The sequence below is a fragment of the Paraglaciecola aestuariivivens genome (assembly GCF_052983255.1).
The window spans coordinates 1-16,263 of record NZ_JBRKBA010000006.1 but is presented as its reverse complement, the minus strand read 5'-3'; the positions used below and the strand labels follow the sequence as shown (position 1 = coordinate 16,263).

Annotated in this window: 15 protein-coding genes; 9 read left to right on the top strand and 6 right to left on the bottom strand. The window is 40.0% G+C overall.

The window, feature by feature from the left end:
- Positions 1-110 precede the first annotated feature (110 nt).
- Complete coding sequence (polA, locus tag ACVCDT_RS10255; protein ID WP_447132683.1) at positions 111-2,861, bottom strand: DNA polymerase I; 2,751 nt, start codon at positions 2,859-2,861, stop codon at positions 111-113.
- Positions 2,862-3,534: 673 nt separating this feature from the next.
- Between polA and ACVCDT_RS10250 the strand changes: the two genes are divergently transcribed.
- Positions 3,535-4,986, top strand: a complete 1,452-nt coding sequence (locus ACVCDT_RS10250; RefSeq protein WP_447132682.1) for a TrkH family potassium uptake protein — start codon at positions 3,535-3,537, stop codon at positions 4,984-4,986.
- Between the two features lie 85 nt (positions 4,987-5,071).
- On the opposite strand, the gene trkA is transcribed toward ACVCDT_RS10250, so the two are convergent.
- From trkA to def, 4 genes are read right to left on the bottom strand one after another with little or no spacing between them, the layout of a single operon-like run.
- Complete coding sequence (trkA, locus tag ACVCDT_RS10245) at positions 5,072-6,451, bottom strand: Trk system potassium transporter TrkA (RefSeq protein ID WP_447132681.1); 1,380 nt, start codon at positions 6,449-6,451, stop codon at positions 5,072-5,074.
- 39 nt (positions 6,452-6,490) lie between these two features.
- Positions 6,491-7,807: a 16S rRNA (cytosine(967)-C(5))-methyltransferase RsmB gene (gene rsmB, locus ACVCDT_RS10240; protein WP_447132680.1), complete on the bottom strand. Its 1,317-nt coding sequence runs from the start codon at positions 7,805-7,807 to the stop codon at positions 6,491-6,493.
- 10 nt (positions 7,808-7,817) lie between these two features.
- Positions 7,818-8,762 (bottom strand): methionyl-tRNA formyltransferase, encoded by a 945-nt coding sequence (fmt, locus tag ACVCDT_RS10235; protein ID WP_447132679.1) that lies wholly within the window; start codon positions 8,760-8,762, stop codon positions 7,818-7,820.
- Between the two features lie 6 nt (positions 8,763-8,768).
- The gene (gene def, locus ACVCDT_RS10230) at positions 8,769-9,278 is read right to left on the bottom strand and encodes a peptide deformylase (RefSeq protein ID WP_447132938.1); all 510 of its coding nucleotides are present in this window, start codon (positions 9,276-9,278) and stop codon (positions 8,769-8,771) included.
- A gap of 279 nt (positions 9,279-9,557) precedes the next feature.
- On the opposite strand from def, the gene ACVCDT_RS10225 reads away from it, so the two are divergent.
- The 8 genes from ACVCDT_RS10225 to ACVCDT_RS10190 all read left to right on the top strand — a co-directional run bounded on the left by ACVCDT_RS10225 (position 9,558) and on the right by ACVCDT_RS10190 (position 15,415).
- Positions 9,558-10,556 (top strand): LysM peptidoglycan-binding domain-containing protein, encoded by a 999-nt coding sequence (locus tag ACVCDT_RS10225; RefSeq protein WP_447132678.1) that lies wholly within the window; start codon positions 9,558-9,560, stop codon positions 10,554-10,556.
- A gap of 31 nt (positions 10,557-10,587) precedes the next feature.
- Positions 10,588-11,727 (top strand): DNA-processing protein DprA, encoded by a 1,140-nt coding sequence (gene dprA / locus ACVCDT_RS10220; protein WP_447132677.1) that lies wholly within the window; start codon positions 10,588-10,590, stop codon positions 11,725-11,727.
- A 1-nt stretch (position 11,728) separates the two neighbouring features.
- Positions 11,729-12,205, top strand: coding sequence for a DUF494 family protein (locus ACVCDT_RS10215; RefSeq protein WP_447132676.1), 477 nt, complete (start codon positions 11,729-11,731; stop codon positions 12,203-12,205).
- A gap of 26 nt (positions 12,206-12,231) precedes the next feature.
- Positions 12,232-12,795, top strand: coding sequence for a DNA topoisomerase family protein (locus ACVCDT_RS10210; RefSeq protein ID WP_447132675.1), 564 nt, complete (start codon positions 12,232-12,234; stop codon positions 12,793-12,795).
- A 66-nt stretch (positions 12,796-12,861) separates the two neighbouring features.
- Entirely contained in the window at positions 12,862-13,428 is a 567-nt protein-coding gene (tsaC, locus tag ACVCDT_RS10205; RefSeq protein ID WP_447132674.1) for an L-threonylcarbamoyladenylate synthase type 1 TsaC, read from the top strand.
- Positions 13,429-14,349 carry an oxygen-dependent coproporphyrinogen oxidase gene (gene hemF, locus ACVCDT_RS10200; RefSeq protein ID WP_447132673.1) on the top strand — a complete coding sequence of 307 codons (921 nt, stop codon included), beginning with the start codon at positions 13,429-13,431 and terminating at the stop codon, positions 14,347-14,349.
- Positions 14,346-15,167: a shikimate dehydrogenase gene (gene aroE, locus ACVCDT_RS10195; protein ID WP_447132672.1), complete on the top strand. Its 822-nt coding sequence runs from the start codon at positions 14,346-14,348 to the stop codon at positions 15,165-15,167. Before hemF ends, aroE begins: the two co-directional genes overlap by 4 nt.
- A complete protein-coding gene (locus ACVCDT_RS10190) occupies positions 15,164-15,415 on the top strand; it encodes a hypothetical protein (protein ID WP_447132671.1) in 252 nt (83 codons plus the stop codon). The genes aroE and ACVCDT_RS10190 overlap by 4 nt, the downstream gene beginning before the upstream one ends.
- A gap of 2 nt (positions 15,416-15,417) precedes the next feature.
- Here ACVCDT_RS10190 and ACVCDT_RS10185 read toward each other — a convergent pair whose 3' ends face one another.
- Positions 15,418-15,948 (bottom strand): gamma carbonic anhydrase family protein, encoded by a 531-nt coding sequence (locus tag ACVCDT_RS10185; protein WP_447132670.1) that lies wholly within the window; start codon positions 15,946-15,948, stop codon positions 15,418-15,420.
- Positions 15,949-16,263: the final 315 nt, after the last annotated feature.

The window sequence follows — 16,263 nt, the reverse complement described above, 5'->3', positions numbered from 1 at the left end:
ACCCACTAAAGAGTGGGGTAAACACATAGAGACACACATAAACTATAAGTAAGAGCTTCTGCCTTGGCTAAAGTTCAGTGTGATCAAAAATTTTTTTAAAATAATTTTTTCTAATGCGCTTCATCCCAGTTTTCACCTACCCCAGCTTCTACAATAAGAGGCACATCTAATTGCACCGCTTGCTCCATTAGTTGAATGATCTTAGCTTGGTATTCGGCTAATTTTTCTTGTTTAATTTCAAACACTAATTCGTCGTGAACCTGCATTATCATTCTAACTTCATCAGTGGCAAGGGTGTCGATCCAAGCGTCAACCGCTAACATGGCTTTTTTAATAATATCTGCTGCAGTTCCCTGCATAGGAGCATTAATTGCAGCTCGTTCTGCGCCCTTACGTCGCATACCATTGCTTGAATTAATTTCAGGTAAATATAAGCGTCTTCCAAAGACGGTTGAAACGTAACCTTGTTCTTGGGCTTTTTTACGGGTGTCTTCCATGTAGGTTAAAACCGAAGGATATCGTTCAAAATATAAGTTCATATAGCTTTGGGCGTCATGGCGAGAAATGTTCAGTTGTTTTGATAATCCAAAAGCTGACATGCCATAAATTAAACCAAAGTTAATAGCTTTGGCGTTTCTACGTTGGTCTGTAGTGACAGTTTCAATGGGCGTATCAAACACTTCAGAAGCCGTAGCGGTATGAATGTCTTTTCCAGATAAAAATGCTTTTAATAAGCCTTCATCTGCAGACAAATGCGCCATTATTCGTAATTCGATTTGCGAATAGTCAGCAGCAACAATTTTATAGCCTGGCCTTGCGACAAAGGCTTGCCTTACTCTGCGACCTTCTGGGGTTCGAATAGGTATGTTTTGTAAATTTGGATCGGTTGAAGATAATCTACCTGTTGCTGCAATAGCTTGATGGTACGAGGTATGCACTCGCCCAGTTCGGGCATTAATCATTTTAGGCAGTTTATCTGTATAGGTATTTTTTAGTTTGCTCAGACCCCTATATTCCATCAGCATTTTTGGCAAAGGGTAGTCATTCGCTAATTCTTGTAATACTTCTTCAGCTGTTGAAGGTGCCCCTTTAGGGGTTTTCTTTAACACCGGTAGGTTCATCTTGTTATACAAAATTTCTTGCAGTTGCTTAGGCGAACCTAAATTAAACTCTTCACCAGCAAGTTGGTGTACTGCCTTTTCTAGTTCTAGTATTCGTGCAGCTAAGTCTTGGCTTTGTTGAGCAAGTTGTTGGCTATCAATTAACACCCCAAATTGTTCCATTTTGGCTAATACCGAACTTAAAGGCAGTTCAATCTCTTCAAAGACTTTCACGAGATCTTTTTCCGTTGCCATTTTTTCCCATAACTTGTGATGCAAAGACAAGGTTATGTCAGCATCTTCTGCTGCATAGGGAGCCGCTTTATCTAACTCTATTTGGTTAAAGGTAAGTTGCTTTGCCCCTTTGCCGGCTATATCTTCAAAATGAATAGTATCGGTATTTAGGTAGGTAGAAGCCAAACTGTCCATATCGTGGCGAGTTGCCACACTATTATAAACGTATGACTCGAGCATAGTGTCGTATGCTACGCCCTGTAGGTTAATTTGGTAATTAGCTAACACATTTTTGTCGTACTTTAAGTGCTGGCCTACTTTTTTTATCTTGGGATCTTCAAGTATTGGTTTTAATAAAGCTAAAACCTGATCGCGATCTAATTGTTCTGGCGCATCTAAATAGTCGTGTGCAACAGGCAAATAGGCGGCTTCGCCAGCTTTGACAGCAAATGACAGCCCAACCAGTTCTGCCTCCATATAATTTAAACTGGTGGTTTCGGTATCAATCGCAAATAGGTCGGCATTCTTTAACTTGTCTAGCCACAGTTCAAAATCTGCTTGAGTTAAAATGGTTTGGTAATTTTTCTCTACAGGTGCTTGCTCAGTATCTTGGGTTAATTCTGAGTCTGATTGATTGCCTGTTTTGGCTTGTTTTTGTTGGGTTTCAGTTAATAAGCGCTTTAATTCAAATTGCTGACTTAAACTAAGTAGTTTGTCGTAATCTGCTTCAGTTGCTTGAATATCTTGTACTTTTACTGGTAAATCAACATCCAACTTTATAGTGGCTAATTCGTGTGACAGAGGTAAATGGTCAATGGCATTACGTAAATGCTCACCAATTTTTCCTTTAACTTTATCGGCATTTTTAATCACATTTTCTAAGGTGCCATGTTCTGCTAACCATTTAGCAGCCGTTTTAGGGCCACACTTATCTACCCCAGGAATGTTATCGACCTTGTCGCCCATTAGAGCTAAATAATCGATAATTTGCTCTGGTTTAACACCAAACTTTTCTACTACACCTGCTTCATCTAGCTCGACTTTGGTCATGGTATTGATAAGTCGAACATGGGGAGTTACAAGTTGTGCCATATCTTTGTCTCCAGTAGATATGACAGTTTCCATGCCTAGGCTTGACGCCTGATTGGCTAAGGTGCCAATCACATCGTCAGCTTCAACTCCTTCAATAACTAAAAAGGGTAATCCCATTGCCTGAATTATTTCATGCAATGGTGCAATTTGAGAGCGTAAGTCATCTGGCATAGGAGGGCGATTAGCTTTGTATTCTGGATACAAATCATTTCTAAAGGTTTTGCCCTTAGCATCAAAGACCACCACTATGTTGCCATTGGGGTAGTCCTTTTGCAGGCTTTTTATCATATTTAACACGCCTGTAATGGCACCGGTTGGCTGACCTTTTGATGTCATTAGGGCTTGCAAGTAAGGAACGTGGTATGCCCGAAATAAATACGAAGAACCATCTACTAAAACGAGAGGATTTGAAACTAAAGGGGAGGTAGATGTCATGTTTAGGGCCTAAATATTGGAGTTTGAGTCATTGTAAGAGAATGAATTATTTAAAGAAATCATTTTTAATTGCCGATATTGTGTAAGCTGTGGATAACTGTGTAGATAAAATTACATTTTAATGGGAAAAATAATAGGCTTGTAAGTTGGGTGTTCAATCAAAACCATATAAAACAGGGCCTTGAGCTGAATCAAAACTGGCGTTTAACGTGAATTAGTTAAATTTTTTAAATGTGGATAAAGATTTTACAGATGCAATACAGACTAAATTTGCAGACAAGAAGATACACATTTTAATCCCATGATCATAGTGAATTTTTAAAATTTTTAGACTCTATTTTTCTTTAAAATCTAACAAAAAAGTATATGCATTGAATTTACTGAGCTGTAGCTAGATTTACTTCCGTCATTAATAACTTTAGTTAGTTGGCGCTAACAAACTAGGTTTTTCAAGCATTATTCTTTTTTAATTGCCGATAAAATCTGCCTGTAATCCTGCGGTTTCTGTTATCTTGTTAATTCAATCTTATTTATTTTATTTAAATGCTTAATTTTAATAACAAAAGGCGTTTAAAATAAAAGATATGAATCTAAAGGTTTAAGTTGATTTAACAACTGGACCTAGCAACACAACATCCTTGTGTGCTTTTTTATAATAGGCCAAAGGTAGGCTATGCAATACCGCACCATCATTCGTATATTAGGGTTATTGGTTGCACTTTTTAGTGTCACAATGATCCCACCAGCCGTTGTTTCGGTTATTTACCAAGACGGCAGTGGTTTGCCTTTTTTAATGGCATTTTTGTTGTGTTTAGTGACAGGCTTATTCATTTGGTATCCCAATAGAAATTTTCGTTACGACTTAAGAGCCAAAGAAGGGTTTTTAATAGTGGTGCTGTTTTGGACAGTACTGGCCAGCTTTGGGGCTTTGCCTTTTCTATTTTTAGAACAACCACAAATGTCGACCACAGACGCATTTTTTGAGTCTTTTTCTGGCTTAACCACTACAGGTGCCACAGTCATTGAAGGTATCGACTACTTACCTAAAGCCATACAGTTCTATCGCCAGCAATTACAATGGTTAGGTGGTATGGGGATCATTGTTTTAGCTGTGGCCATTCTGCCTATTTTAGGGGTAGGGGGCATGCAGTTGTATCGAGCTGAAACACCGGGTCCAGTTAAAGATTCTAAAATGACGCCACGAATAGCAGATACAGCTAAACACCTTTGGTATATCTATTTGTCTTTAACCACAGCTTGCGCAGTGGCATTTTGGTTAGTTGGCATGGATTGGTTTGATGCCATATGTCATGCCTTTTCAACTATTGCCATAGGAGGCTTTAGTAATTACGACGCTAGCTTGGGGCACTTTGACAGTGTTGGTGTGAATTTAGTGTGTGTGGTGTTTTTATGGATAGCGGCGTTGAATTTTGCCTTACATTACGCAGCGGCCAGTGGCAGAACCTTAAAAGGTTATTATTTTGATCCTGAGTTAAAAGCATTTTTTATTATTCAAACCAGCTTAGTCGTTATTTGTTTTGCAGTATTAATGCAATTTAGTTGGTACGACGATGCCAGTATTGCTTTTGATCAGGCGCTTATTCAGTCAGTTTCTATTAGTACAACAGCAGGTTTTACAACGGCCGATTTTTCGAGTTGGCCAATTTTTCTGCCTATTATGCTAATTTTCGCAAGTTTTATAGGTGGCTGTGCTGGGTCAACTGGCGGTGGTTTAAAAGTGATTCGGGTGCTGTTGCTGTATTTACAAGGTAAACGTGAAGTAGACAGATTAATTCACCCTAAAGCCGTGTATTCAGTGAAACTAGCTGATAGAGCACTGCCAGACAAGGTTGTAGAAGCAGTGTGGGGATTCTTTTCTGCTTATGCCATGGTTTTTGTGATTATTATGGTGGGGTTAATAGCCACAGGCATGGATGATGTAACAGCATTTAGTGCCACCGCAGCTACTTTAAATAATCTTGGCCCAGGTCTAGGTGAGGTTTCGGCTACTTATGCTGATGTTACCGATGGCGGTAAATGGATGTTAATCCTAGCTATGTTGTTTGGCCGTTTAGAGATCTTTTCTTTGTTAGTGTTATTCTCTCCCACCTTTTGGCGAAATTAATTTAGCTCTAATATAAAAAAGCCAAACTCTTAATAGTGTTTGGCTTTATTAACAAGTTTAAGCTTGGGTAAAAATAAAAATTAAGTTAACCAAAGAAAAACGCACTAGGCTGGAAGAGTTTTTCCACGTTACTGATAAATTTCTTATCAACTAAAAACAGAATCACATGGTCATTGGCTTCGATTACAGTGTCGCTGTGGGCAATAATGACTTCGTCACGCCTTACCACAGCGCCTATTGTTGTGCCTGGTGGTAATTTAATATTACGTATTTCACGTCCCACTACTTTAGAAGTATGTTCATCACCATGGGCTATGGCCTCAATTGCTTCTGCCGCTCCACGTCTTAAGGAGTAAACGTTGACTATGTCACCACGCCTAACATGTGTAAGCAACGCAGAAATAGTGGCTTGTTGAGGAGAAAATGCGATATCAATTTCGCCACCTTGTACTAAGTCAACGTAAGCACCACGTTGAATTAATACCATGGCCTTCTGTGCGCCTAAGCGTTTGGCTAACATGGCCGACATAATGTTGGCTTCATCGTCGTTAGTCACCGCAATAAAAGCATCAACTTGTTCAACATTTTCTTCGGTGAGTAATTCATGGTCAGATGCATCACCAGCGAACACTATGGTTTTATCTAAGTGAGCAGAAAGGTATTTGGCTCGCTCTGGACTGTACTCTATGAGTTTTACATTGTGATTATGCTCTAAAAGCTTGGCCAACCCTGCGCCAATCAAACCTCCACCAGCAATCATTATTCGTTTATAGCTAGACTCGAGTTTTTGCAGTTCACTCATTACCGCACGTATATGTTTTGTTGCGGCAATAAAAAACACTTCATCGTCTGCTTCAATAATAGTTGTGCCAAGTGGGCGAATTGGCTTGCCACGTCGATAAATAGCCGCAACTCGGGTTTCTACATTAGGAATATGCTCTTTTAATGTAGATAAAGCATGGCCTACTAATAAACCACCATAATAAGCCTTTACAGCTACTAAGCTGGCTTTACCTTCAGCAAACTCTACAACCTGTAATGCACCCGGATAATCAATTAAGCGTTTGATGGCTCGGGTAACTAATTGCTCTGGAGCGATTAAGTGATCAACAGGCACATCTTGATGCTTAAATAACTGTTCTTGATAGATAATGTACTGTTCTGAGCGAACCCTTGCGATTTTGGTTGGAGTCTTAAATAAGCTATAGGCAACCTGACAAGCCATCATGTTGCTTTCGTCACTATTGGTTACGGCAATCAACATGTCGGCATCTTCTGCACCGGCTTTTTTAAGTACATCTGGGTGTGAACCCATGCCAGCTACAACCTGCAAATCTAGTCTATCTTGCAGATGTCTAAGGGTATCTGGATCGGCGTCGATAACGGTGATTTCGTTTTTCTCACCCACAAGATTTTCAGCTAACGTAGCGCCAACTTGGCCAGCGCCAAGAATTATTATTTTCATTTTTGGTCTTTAAGCCTGTTTAATAGTCAAAAGCATGCCTTAGCCATGAGACTTTAGCAATCTGGCATAGTAGAAGCCATCCATTTGTTGCTCTCCCGGTAAAATTTGTTTGCCTGGGTGTTGCGCATCATTATCAAAACTAAGGTCGAGTTCGGCATCGGCTGTGCGCATCAAAAAGTCACTAATTTGTTTATGATTTTCTTCTGGCAAAATAGAACATGTAGCATAAAGCATAGTACCGCCAGGTTTTAATAGCCCCCAAATGGTGTCTAAAATTTGACTTTGTAGGTCCACTAACACTTGGATATCTTTTGCTTTACGTAACCATTTAATATCTGGATGACGACGAATGATGCCTGTTGCAGAACAAGGAGCATCTAACAAAATGCGATCAAATTGGGTGTTGTCCCACCATTTTCTGGGAGTACAGGCATCACCTATGACAATTTCAGCTTGGTGAGATAAGCGTAATAAGTTTTCTTTAATTTTTTCAGCCCGTGACTTGTCAATTTCAAGCGCGAGTATTTGTTTTAAATTAGGTTGTTGTTCAATGATATGGCAGGTCTTCCCGCCAGGGGCAGAACAGCAATCTAAAATATTATCTTGAGCTTGTGGTTGTAGATAATGCGCGGCTAATTGTGCTGCTCCGTCTTGTACCGCAAACCAGCCTTCTGAAAACCCTGGAATATTGGTTATGTCATATCCTTTAGACAAAATAACCGCATGGGGATGAGTTTTTGAAAGACTATATTCAATCCCTGCTTGATCCAAAGCTTGGCAGAAGTTGTCTAAGCTTAATTTAGTTTGATTGACCCTAAGCCAAATAGGGGCTTTGGTTTGCATATTCTCTAATAGTTCAGCAAGCCCATTGGTATAGTGTTTTTCTAAGGTTTTATATAGCCATTTGGGTAATCCAGAAGCAATTTGCGCGTTGGGCGGCTCTCGTAAAGATAGTTCTTCACGAATAAAAGTGCGCAAAATAGCATTGACTAAGCCTTTCATGCTCATGGCATTTAGTGTTTGGCAAGCGGCAACGGTTTCTGACACTGCTGCATGCTGGCTAACTCGACTAAAACTCAATTGGTAAAAGCCCAACATAATCAGATGCTCTATTACCTTGAAGCGATTTTTCAGCGGTTTATCTAGTAGTTGCCTAAGCCAAAATTGCAAGATTGGCAAATGCCGTAATACCCCATAAACCATTTCTTGTAACCAAGCTTTATCTTGATCTTTTAGGGGGATTTGTGCCTTGGGTAGGCACTCTCTTGCTGATTGGCCTTCTTCTAATATTTGATGTAATACTTTGGCGGCAATGGCACGTAAATTATGCGACTGACTCTTTGATTTTTGGGTCATAAGGAAAAGTTCATTGTAACTGGGTACCTTGGGCAAACCAGTCGGCTCTGCCATTTAAAATGTCTGCAACTGCCATTGGCTTTTTACCTGGTAATTGTACCTTAGTTAATAACAAGGCTTGGCTTGAGGTATTGACTAAAATACCGGTTTTGTCTGCAGTTATTATTTGTCCTGCTGGCAAATTTTGCGTTGTGTGATCAATCACCTCTGCACTATATACCTTTACTTGTGTGTTATTTATTTCAAAATAAGCCACTGGCCAGGGGTTAAATGCACGGATATTTCTAAGTAATTGTTCGGCAGGTAAAGTCCAATCAATTCGGGCTTCTTCCTTGGATAACTTTTTAGCGTAACTGGCCTGTGCATCATCTTGTTTTTCTGGCGTTAATTGGTCTAACTTAGCTAAAGTCGTCAATAATGCCTTGGGGCCAATTTCTGATAACTTCTGGTAAAGGCTAGCACTGGTATCGTTAGGCTCAATATTAAGCGACTGTTTTAACAGCATATCACCTGTATCTAAGCCTTCATCCATTTGCATAATTGTAATACCAGTTTGGCTATCTCCTGCCCAAATCGAACGTTGAATGGGCGCAGCACCTCGCCACTTGGGCAATAAAGAGCCATGCACATTAAGGCAGCCCAGCTTAAGAGTATTAAGTATGCTAAGAGGAAGAATTAACCCATATGCAACCACAACCATAATATCTGCATTAAGCTCAGCTAATTGCTTTTGCGCTTCAGGTGTTTTTAATGTCGAGGGTTGGTAAACAGCTAAATCATGCTCTAACGCTAATTGTTTTACTGCACTGGCTTGTAATTTTTTGCCTCTTCCTGCTGGGCGATCGGGTTGGCTGTAAACTGCAACCACCTGATGCTCAGATTGAATTAAGGCTTGAAGGTGTAAAGCGGCAAATTCTGGCGTACCAGCAAAAACAATTTTCAACGGTTTATTCAAGACTGATTACCCTTTTGCCGCAAGTCTAGCTTCTTTCTCAAGCTTAGTTTTAATTCTTTGGCGTTTTAAAGGGGATAAGTAATCAACAAACAATTTACCTTTTAAATGATCAAGTTCATGCTGAATACAAATAGCTAATAAACCGTCTGCATCTAAGGTAAAGGTTTCGCCTTGTTTATTTAAGGCCGATACTGTGATTTTCTCCGCTCGTTCGACTTTAGCAAAGTTATTAGGGACAGATAAACAGCCTTCTTCACTAATAGTTTTACCTTCTTTATGGGTGATTTTAGGGTTAATAAAAACCAGTGGAGAGTCTTGTTCCTCTGATACATCCATTACCACTACTTGTTTATGTACGTTCACTTGGGTGGCGGCCAAACCAATGCCGTTTTCTTCTTTCATAGTGTCGAACATATCCTCAACTAATTTACTAATTGAAGAGTCAACTTGCTTAACTTCTTGTGCTACTGTGCGTAATCTTTCATCTGGAAAGCGTAATACTTCTAATATTGCCATTTTAATATTCAACTATAATGAGCCTTGGGCTCAGGAACCATTTAATCATTTCTTAACTGTAGGCTACAGTGATAAGAATTGATCTGTGTATTATTTACTATACGATCAAATAGAATCGACTATTTAATATCTTTCTACCTGCGCTATTCTAGCCTAATTGGAAACAAAACATAATAGTGACTGCATCAAGGTAACTGAAGAATGACAAGCAATAAATATATGAGGTTTTTGGCCTTACTGGTATTTCTACCTGCATTTTGTTTCGCTGATAGCATTAAAATGAAAGACTCAGCTCCCCAAGTGTATGTGGTGAAAAAGGGGGATACGCTTTGGGATATCTCAAATATGTATCTAGACAAACCTTGGTTATGGCCAGAGTTATGGCGTAATAACGTACATATCACCAATCCTCATCTTATTTATCCGGGCGATCAGTTGCGCTTAAGCAAAAATGCCCAAGGTGAAACCGTCATTGAGCTTGTTAGGCAAGTTGTTAAGCCCGAAATAAAACTGTCTCCAGAGGGTGAAAAGTCGTTAAAGCAAAGACAAGCTATACCTGCCTTACCTTGGTCGGTAATAAAGCCATACATTGAAAATGAGATGATCATGTCTGAGCAAAATTACGCGCGCTATCCCTATGTATTAGGTGATCACAATGGCTCGGTACGCTTTTCAACGGACAATTTGGTGCTGGCTAAAGCCAATAGACGCACTAAGAAAAATCTACAAATCGTTAGAAAACAAAACGAAATCTATGACATGCAAGGCAACTTTATTGGGTTGCAGGTTCGACATCTTGCCTCAGCAACCTTAGTGGATGTTGATGCTGGCCAACAAAACCTGTTAAAAATTGAAGAAGCTAAGTTGGAAATAAAGCGTGGCGATAAAATTATTCCAGCCACTTCATCAGAGCCGTTAAATATTCAACTAAAGGCAGCTACTGAGCAATCAGGCTTTATTATTGGTGATTTAGAACAGCACGACCTATTAGGTAAATATAACGTGGTGATACTTGATTTGGGTAGCGAGCAAGTGACCGCTGGCACTGTTTTAGGAATTTACAGTCCAGGCCCTAGAATCATAGACGGCCAACAGCCTAAATACGAAGGCGAAACCAATATGGTTCGCAGTGCATTTAATCGAGGTGACGAAATCAATCAGCCTGCAATGAAGGTGGGTGAGGTAATAGTGTTTAAAACCTTTGACCAAGCAAGTTATGCACTTATTACACAATCAGCTAAAGTCATTAAAAGAGGGATGATAGTCGCTAAACCATAGTTGTCCCTCCTATTGAAGAGGGAATTTAGCTATGCAACAGGATGTTGAAAAAAACAGTAAGGCATTTAAGCAGCAAGACATTGAAAATGCCTTGCTGTTAGCCCAAATCCCTAACTTTTCGGTGGCTAAGTTAGAAAAATTAAGTCTGCAACATGGTATTAATTTAGATATGTTGCGGCACAGCTCTCAAGCTAGCCTACTACAACTAGGTTTTAACCAAGCGCAAATTCAAGCTATTTCTAAACCCGATCTGCAGTTAAATGAACGTTGTTTTGCTTGGCTAAATAACAAAGCAGGGCGATTTATCTTGCCCTTTAATCATGCCTACTACCCGAGTTTACTTAAACAAATAGGCAGCCCCCCAGTTTTGCTTTTTGGTTATGGCGATCCACAAAAGTTAAATGCGGCTCAAATTGCCATGGTTGGAAGCAGAGCACCTACGCCAAGTGGCAAAGCCTTAGCTAAACAATTTGCCTGTCAATTAGCAGAATGCGGATGGACCATAACCAGTGGCATGGCAGTTGGAATAGATGGATGCTCACATCAAGGTGCACTCTTGGCAAAAAAAACCACTATAGCTGTTTTAGGTACAGCTATTGATAAATTGTACCCTAAGCGCCATATCAGTCTTGCCCAAGAGATTATGGCCAACGACGGAGTGATAATTTCAGAATTTGCGCCTCAAACTAAAAGTAGGCCAGAGTTTTTTCCAAGGCGCAATCGCATAATTAGTGGCTTGACCTTAGGCACTTTAATTGTAGAGGCAGCACTTAAAAGTGGGTCGTTAATTACCGCTAAATATGCCATGGAACAAAATAGAGAAGTATTTGCGATCCCGGGAAGTATCCAAAATCCGTTATCAGCAGGATGCCACCATTTAATTCAACAAGGTGCCAAGTTGGTCACAACAATTACAGATATTAATGAAGAGTTTGAACATTTGATCTTAACAAACATAAAAAAAACACCTAAAACAGAAAAAAACCAGCCTCAAAGCTTGGCAACCGATAGATTGTTAGATAGTGTAGATTTTGAAGTAACGCCATTAGATATAGTGGCGCAGCGCAGCGGCATAGATGTAACAGAGGTTATGTCACAATTATTAGAATATGAATTGCGCGGTTTAGTAGCGACTGTTAACGGTGGTTACATAAAATTGGGGGAAAAATAATATGTTCGATATCCTCATGTATTTGTTTGAAAACTTTATTCATAGCGAAACTGAAATTCGAGTCGACCAAGACGAATTAACAGATGAGCTAATAAGAGCCGGTTTTCATCACGATGAAATATACAAAGCTTTATCTTGGTTAGAAAAGCTTGCTGCCTTGCAAGAGTCAGACATCAATCCTTACTTAGCCAAAGGACCCACTTCTTTTGTTACTCGAATTTACACCCAAGACGAAGAAATGCGTCTTGATGTGCAATGCCGAGGGTTCTTAATGTTTTTAGAGCAAATAAATGTATTGGATGCGATTACTCGGGAAATGGTGATTGACCGTGTAATGGAAATCGATTCAAAAGAGTTCTGCCTAGAAGACATGAAGTGGGTAGTGTTGATGGTGCTATTTAATGTGCCAGGTAAAGAAAATGCTTATGCGCAAATGGAAGAGCTCTTATTTGAAGAGCCCGAAGGGCCGCTTCATTGATTTTGTTAAATTGAGCAATATCAAGCATGGTTAAAATAGATAACTCATTATTTTCTAGCCATGAGCACAATGCCCTAGAAGACTTTGGTCCGTGCCCAAAATGTCATGGAAAGCTGAGTATCAGGCGTGGAAAGTCTGGCGCTTTTATTGGGTGTAACCAATACCCAGAATGCGACTATTCTAAACCTTTACATGAGTACGAAAATACTGAGGTAAAGGTTATAGAGGGCTCTCATTGCCCTTTGTGTCAGGCACAACTGGTGATCAAAAAAGGGCGCTACGGGCTTTTTATTGGTTGTAGTGACTTTCCAGAATGCACTTATATTCAATCACAAAAAGCCAATACCGAAGCCACAGTAGAATGTCCAAAATGCAAAAATGGTCAGCTGGTTAAACGAGCCAACAAATATGGCAAAAACTTTTATCCTTGTGATAATTATCCTAAGTGTGATTATGCCCTAAACTTTGCACCTATTAGCCGTGTATGCCCACAATGTGAGTGGCCGGTTATGTTGCAAAAAGTCTCTGCTAAAGGGCCAATATTGCAATGCCCAGTACGTAAATGTCAGCATAAAATGAAGTTAGATTAATCCCTAGGGTTTTACCGACTAATAACATGCATTACACTTCACTTCTTTTTTTGTATTAAAAATCACATGACACAATTAACCTTTAACCAACTCTTGGTAGAGCAATTCAATGCGGGTGAGGTTTTTGCTTACCCCACAGAAGCGGTACTAGGTTTAGGATGCGATCCTGATAACCAAGAAGCGGTCACTAAGCTCTTAGCATTAAAAAATAGACCAGTAGAAAAAGGTTTAATCTTAATTGCCAGAAGCTACTCACAATTATTGCCTTATGTGAATGATGCAAAAATTCCTATGGATAAGCGCACAGAAATATTTTCTAGTTGGCCAGGCCCTATTACGTGGTTATTACCTGCCGCAAAATCTGCCCCTAATTGGATTACCGGAGGTAGTGAATTTATTGCCGTGCGAGTGAGTCAACACCCAGTAGTCTGTGAGCTTTGCGAATTACTCGAAAAGCCTATTGTTTCTACTAGCGCAAACGTATCAGGGGAAAACCCTGCAAAAAACTCCGAGCAGTTATATCAACAATTTAATAAAAGCCTGCTTTTGGTGCATGGCGAGCTTGGAGGGGAAACTAATCCTAGCCTTATTCGACATGGTATTACGGGGCAAATAATTCGAGGCAATACTTAAATGGACTCAACAGCTGTGCCCGATATTGAAATTGTAAAAAGCTATTTATTAAAGTTACAAGATACCATTTGCCAAACATTAGAGCTGGTGGATGGCAAAGCCAGCTTTGTTGAAGATGAGTGGCAAAGAGAGTTAGGCGGAGGCGGTCGCACTCGAGTGTTAACTGGTGGTCAAGTCATAGAGCAGGGAGGGGTTAATTTTTCGCACGTATACGGTGGCGAGTTACCTGCTTCTGCAACTGCAGCAAGGCCAGAGTTAGCAGGTCGCAGCTTTCAAGCTGTAGGCGTATCATTAGTTATCCATCCTCATAATCCTTTTATTCCCACTACTCACGCTAATGTGCGATTTTTCATTGCTGAAAAACCAGGCGAAAAGCCAGTATGGTGGTTTGGTGGAGGTTTCGACCTTACACCTTATTATCCTTTTTATGAAGATGTGGTGCACTGGCATAGCGTTGCTAAAAAACTTTGTGACCCCTTTGGAGAGCAGGTGTATGCCAAATACAAAAAATGGTGTGATGAATATTTCTATCTAAAACATCGAGATGAAACTCGTGGGGTAGGCGGCTTATTTTTTGATGATTTAAATCAAGAAGGCTTTGATAAAAGCTTTAAGTTTATGCAAGCAGTTGGAGATGGCTTTTTAGAAGCTTATGTACCCATTGTCGAAAAACGTAAAGAATGCAGTTACGGTGAAAAAGAGCGAGATTTTCAGCTATACAGACGCGGACGTTATGTTGAGTTTAATCTAGTTTACGACAGAGGCACCTTGTTTGGTTTGCAAACTGGCGGCCGAACTGAGTCAATATTAATGTCTATGCCTCCCTTGGCTAGGTGGGAATACAGTTTTGAACCAGAGCCAGATAGTAAAGAAGCTGAGTTATATAGCGACTATTTACATGCGCGAGATTGGCTGGTGTGAAAAAGTTTACCGTATTTGGCAACCCAATTGCTCAAAGTAAGTCGCCTATTATCCATCAAATGTTTGCTCAACAATTAGGTCTGAACATTGAATATGAGCGAACCCTTGCCACGCCCGAACACTTTACTCGTCAGTTAAGTGCATTTTTTGCCGAGCAAAATGCTACAGGTTGCAATGTTACAGCTCCATTTAAAGAGGTGGCGGCAACATGGGTAAATTCTTTGTCTGCCAGTGCTGATTTTGCCGGAGCAGTAAATACCATTATCAAAACCCCTGATGGCAAGTTTAAAGGCGACACCACAGATGGCGCTGGTCTAGTTCAAGATTTACACCGGCTGGGTGTTAAGTTAAAAGGTGCCAATATTTTAATGCTTGGAGCAGGCGGTGCTGCTCGAAGTGTATTGCAACCGCTTTTATCAGAACAACCTAACTTGTTGGTGTTGGCTAACCGAACTGAACAAAAAGCTAAGCAATTAGCAGATTTAATTAACAGTGATGCTTTTATCGGTGTGGGCTTTGACAAGCTCGAAAGCATGCAACAAAATTTTGACCTTATCATTAACTCAACCTCGGCCAGTCTTACAGGACACCTACCTAATGTTACTAATACTGTGTATGAAGGTTGTGCTGTGGCATATGATATGAGTTATGCCGATTCCCTCACTATCTTTTTACAACACTGTAAAAAGCTTGGAGTGACAAAAACCTATGATGGTCTCGGTATGTTGGTAGGGCAAGCTGCAGAAAGCTTTTATCTGTGGACAGGTCAACGACCTAGTGTTGAGCCAGTAATAGAAGCGCTAAGTCATCAGTTATGAATCAAGCAATACAAGTACTTGATGGCAGCGAATATATAAATGCAAAAAAAGCGCTGCAAATAGACGTTATGGTAGGTGGGCAGATTGTGTATTGTTATGTTGCGACTGGTGAACAAGCTGAATTAGAGTCATTCTATGCATTTAAGCAGTTTGAAATTGAAGAACTCATTGAACAAAAACTCAGTGCGCAACAAGAAAGTTTAGATGGTGAGCTGTGGCTCACCGTAGAAGAAATAAAGCGTTTCTAAGCTTAGTTGTCTAAATACTCATCCTTTAATGCTAAGTAGTTAGTCGCAGATTGTTTTAAAAAGGCAATTTCATTATCTTTTAACGGCCGAGCTTGTTGGGCTGGGTTTCCTTTATACAAATAGCCGCTTTTTAATCTTTTATTTGGCGGCACTAAAGTACCCGCACCTATAAATACATCATCTTCTACTACTACGCCGTCCATAATAATGGCACCCATTCCCACTAATATGCGATCACCTAAGGTGCAGCCATGCAGCATACACTTATGACCCACAGTCACATCTGCACCGATTAATAATGGAAAACCCTGAGGATTAGCCTCACTGGTTCGAGTAACATGTAATATAGTGCCATCTTGAATATTGGTCCTGGCGCCTATTCTTATATGATTGACATCACCCCTAGCTGCCACTAGTGGCCAAATACTTACGTGCTCAGCACATTTTACATCACCCACTATTACAGCAGACTCATCTATATAACAACGCGACCCAAACTCGGGGTAAATTGATCGATACTGTCTAATTGCCACTATGTGTTCCTATCCAAAAATGTTTATTCAGCCATATTAACAAAGAAACCATGGGCCTAACCCATGAAATTGCCAGTTAGTTGTACGAAATGCCGAAAAAAGCAGCATTCAACCATTTATTTTAAAAAAGCCCTTGCATGGGAATCTGTTATCTCTATAATGCGCCCTCGCTTCAAGGGAGGCCACTTAGGCATCCCACAAAATGTTGACCTTGTTAACACTTTGTAAAATAGCCAAGGCTATGATTGATGCGGGATGCAGCAAGATTTAATTTGAAAATATTTTAAATAAAATCTTGACATCAAATGGAGATAG

Bases quoted from the DNA above. Each gene is read 5' to 3' on its own strand.
- polA (WP_447132683.1), bottom strand. From the start codon at position 2,861: ATGACATCTACCTCCCCTTTAGTTTCAAATCCTCTCGTTTTAGTAGAT.
- ACVCDT_RS10250 (WP_447132682.1), top strand. From the start codon at position 3,535: ATGCAATACCGCACCATCATTCGTATATTAGGGTTATTGGTTGCACTT.
- trkA (WP_447132681.1), bottom strand. From the start codon at position 6,451: ATGAAAATAATAATTCTTGGCGCTGGCCAAGTTGGCGCTACGTTAGCT.
- rsmB (WP_447132680.1), bottom strand. From the start codon at position 7,807: ATGACCCAAAAATCAAAGAGTCAGTCGCATAATTTACGTGCCATTGCC.
- def (WP_447132938.1), bottom strand. From the start codon at position 9,278: ATGGCAATATTAGAAGTATTACGCTTTCCAGATGAAAGATTACGCACA.
- ACVCDT_RS10225 (WP_447132678.1), top strand. From the start codon at position 9,558: ATGAAAGACTCAGCTCCCCAAGTGTATGTGGTGAAAAAGGGGGATACG.
- dprA (WP_447132677.1), top strand. From the start codon at position 10,588: ATGCAACAGGATGTTGAAAAAAACAGTAAGGCATTTAAGCAGCAAGAC.
- ACVCDT_RS10215 (WP_447132676.1), top strand. From the start codon at position 11,729: ATGTTCGATATCCTCATGTATTTGTTTGAAAACTTTATTCATAGCGAA.
- ACVCDT_RS10210 (WP_447132675.1), top strand. From the start codon at position 12,232: ATGGTTAAAATAGATAACTCATTATTTTCTAGCCATGAGCACAATGCC.
- tsaC (WP_447132674.1), top strand. From the start codon at position 12,862: ATGACACAATTAACCTTTAACCAACTCTTGGTAGAGCAATTCAATGCG.
- hemF (WP_447132673.1), top strand. From the start codon at position 13,429: ATGGACTCAACAGCTGTGCCCGATATTGAAATTGTAAAAAGCTATTTA.
- ACVCDT_RS10190 (WP_447132671.1), top strand. From the start codon at position 15,164: ATGAATCAAGCAATACAAGTACTTGATGGCAGCGAATATATAAATGCA.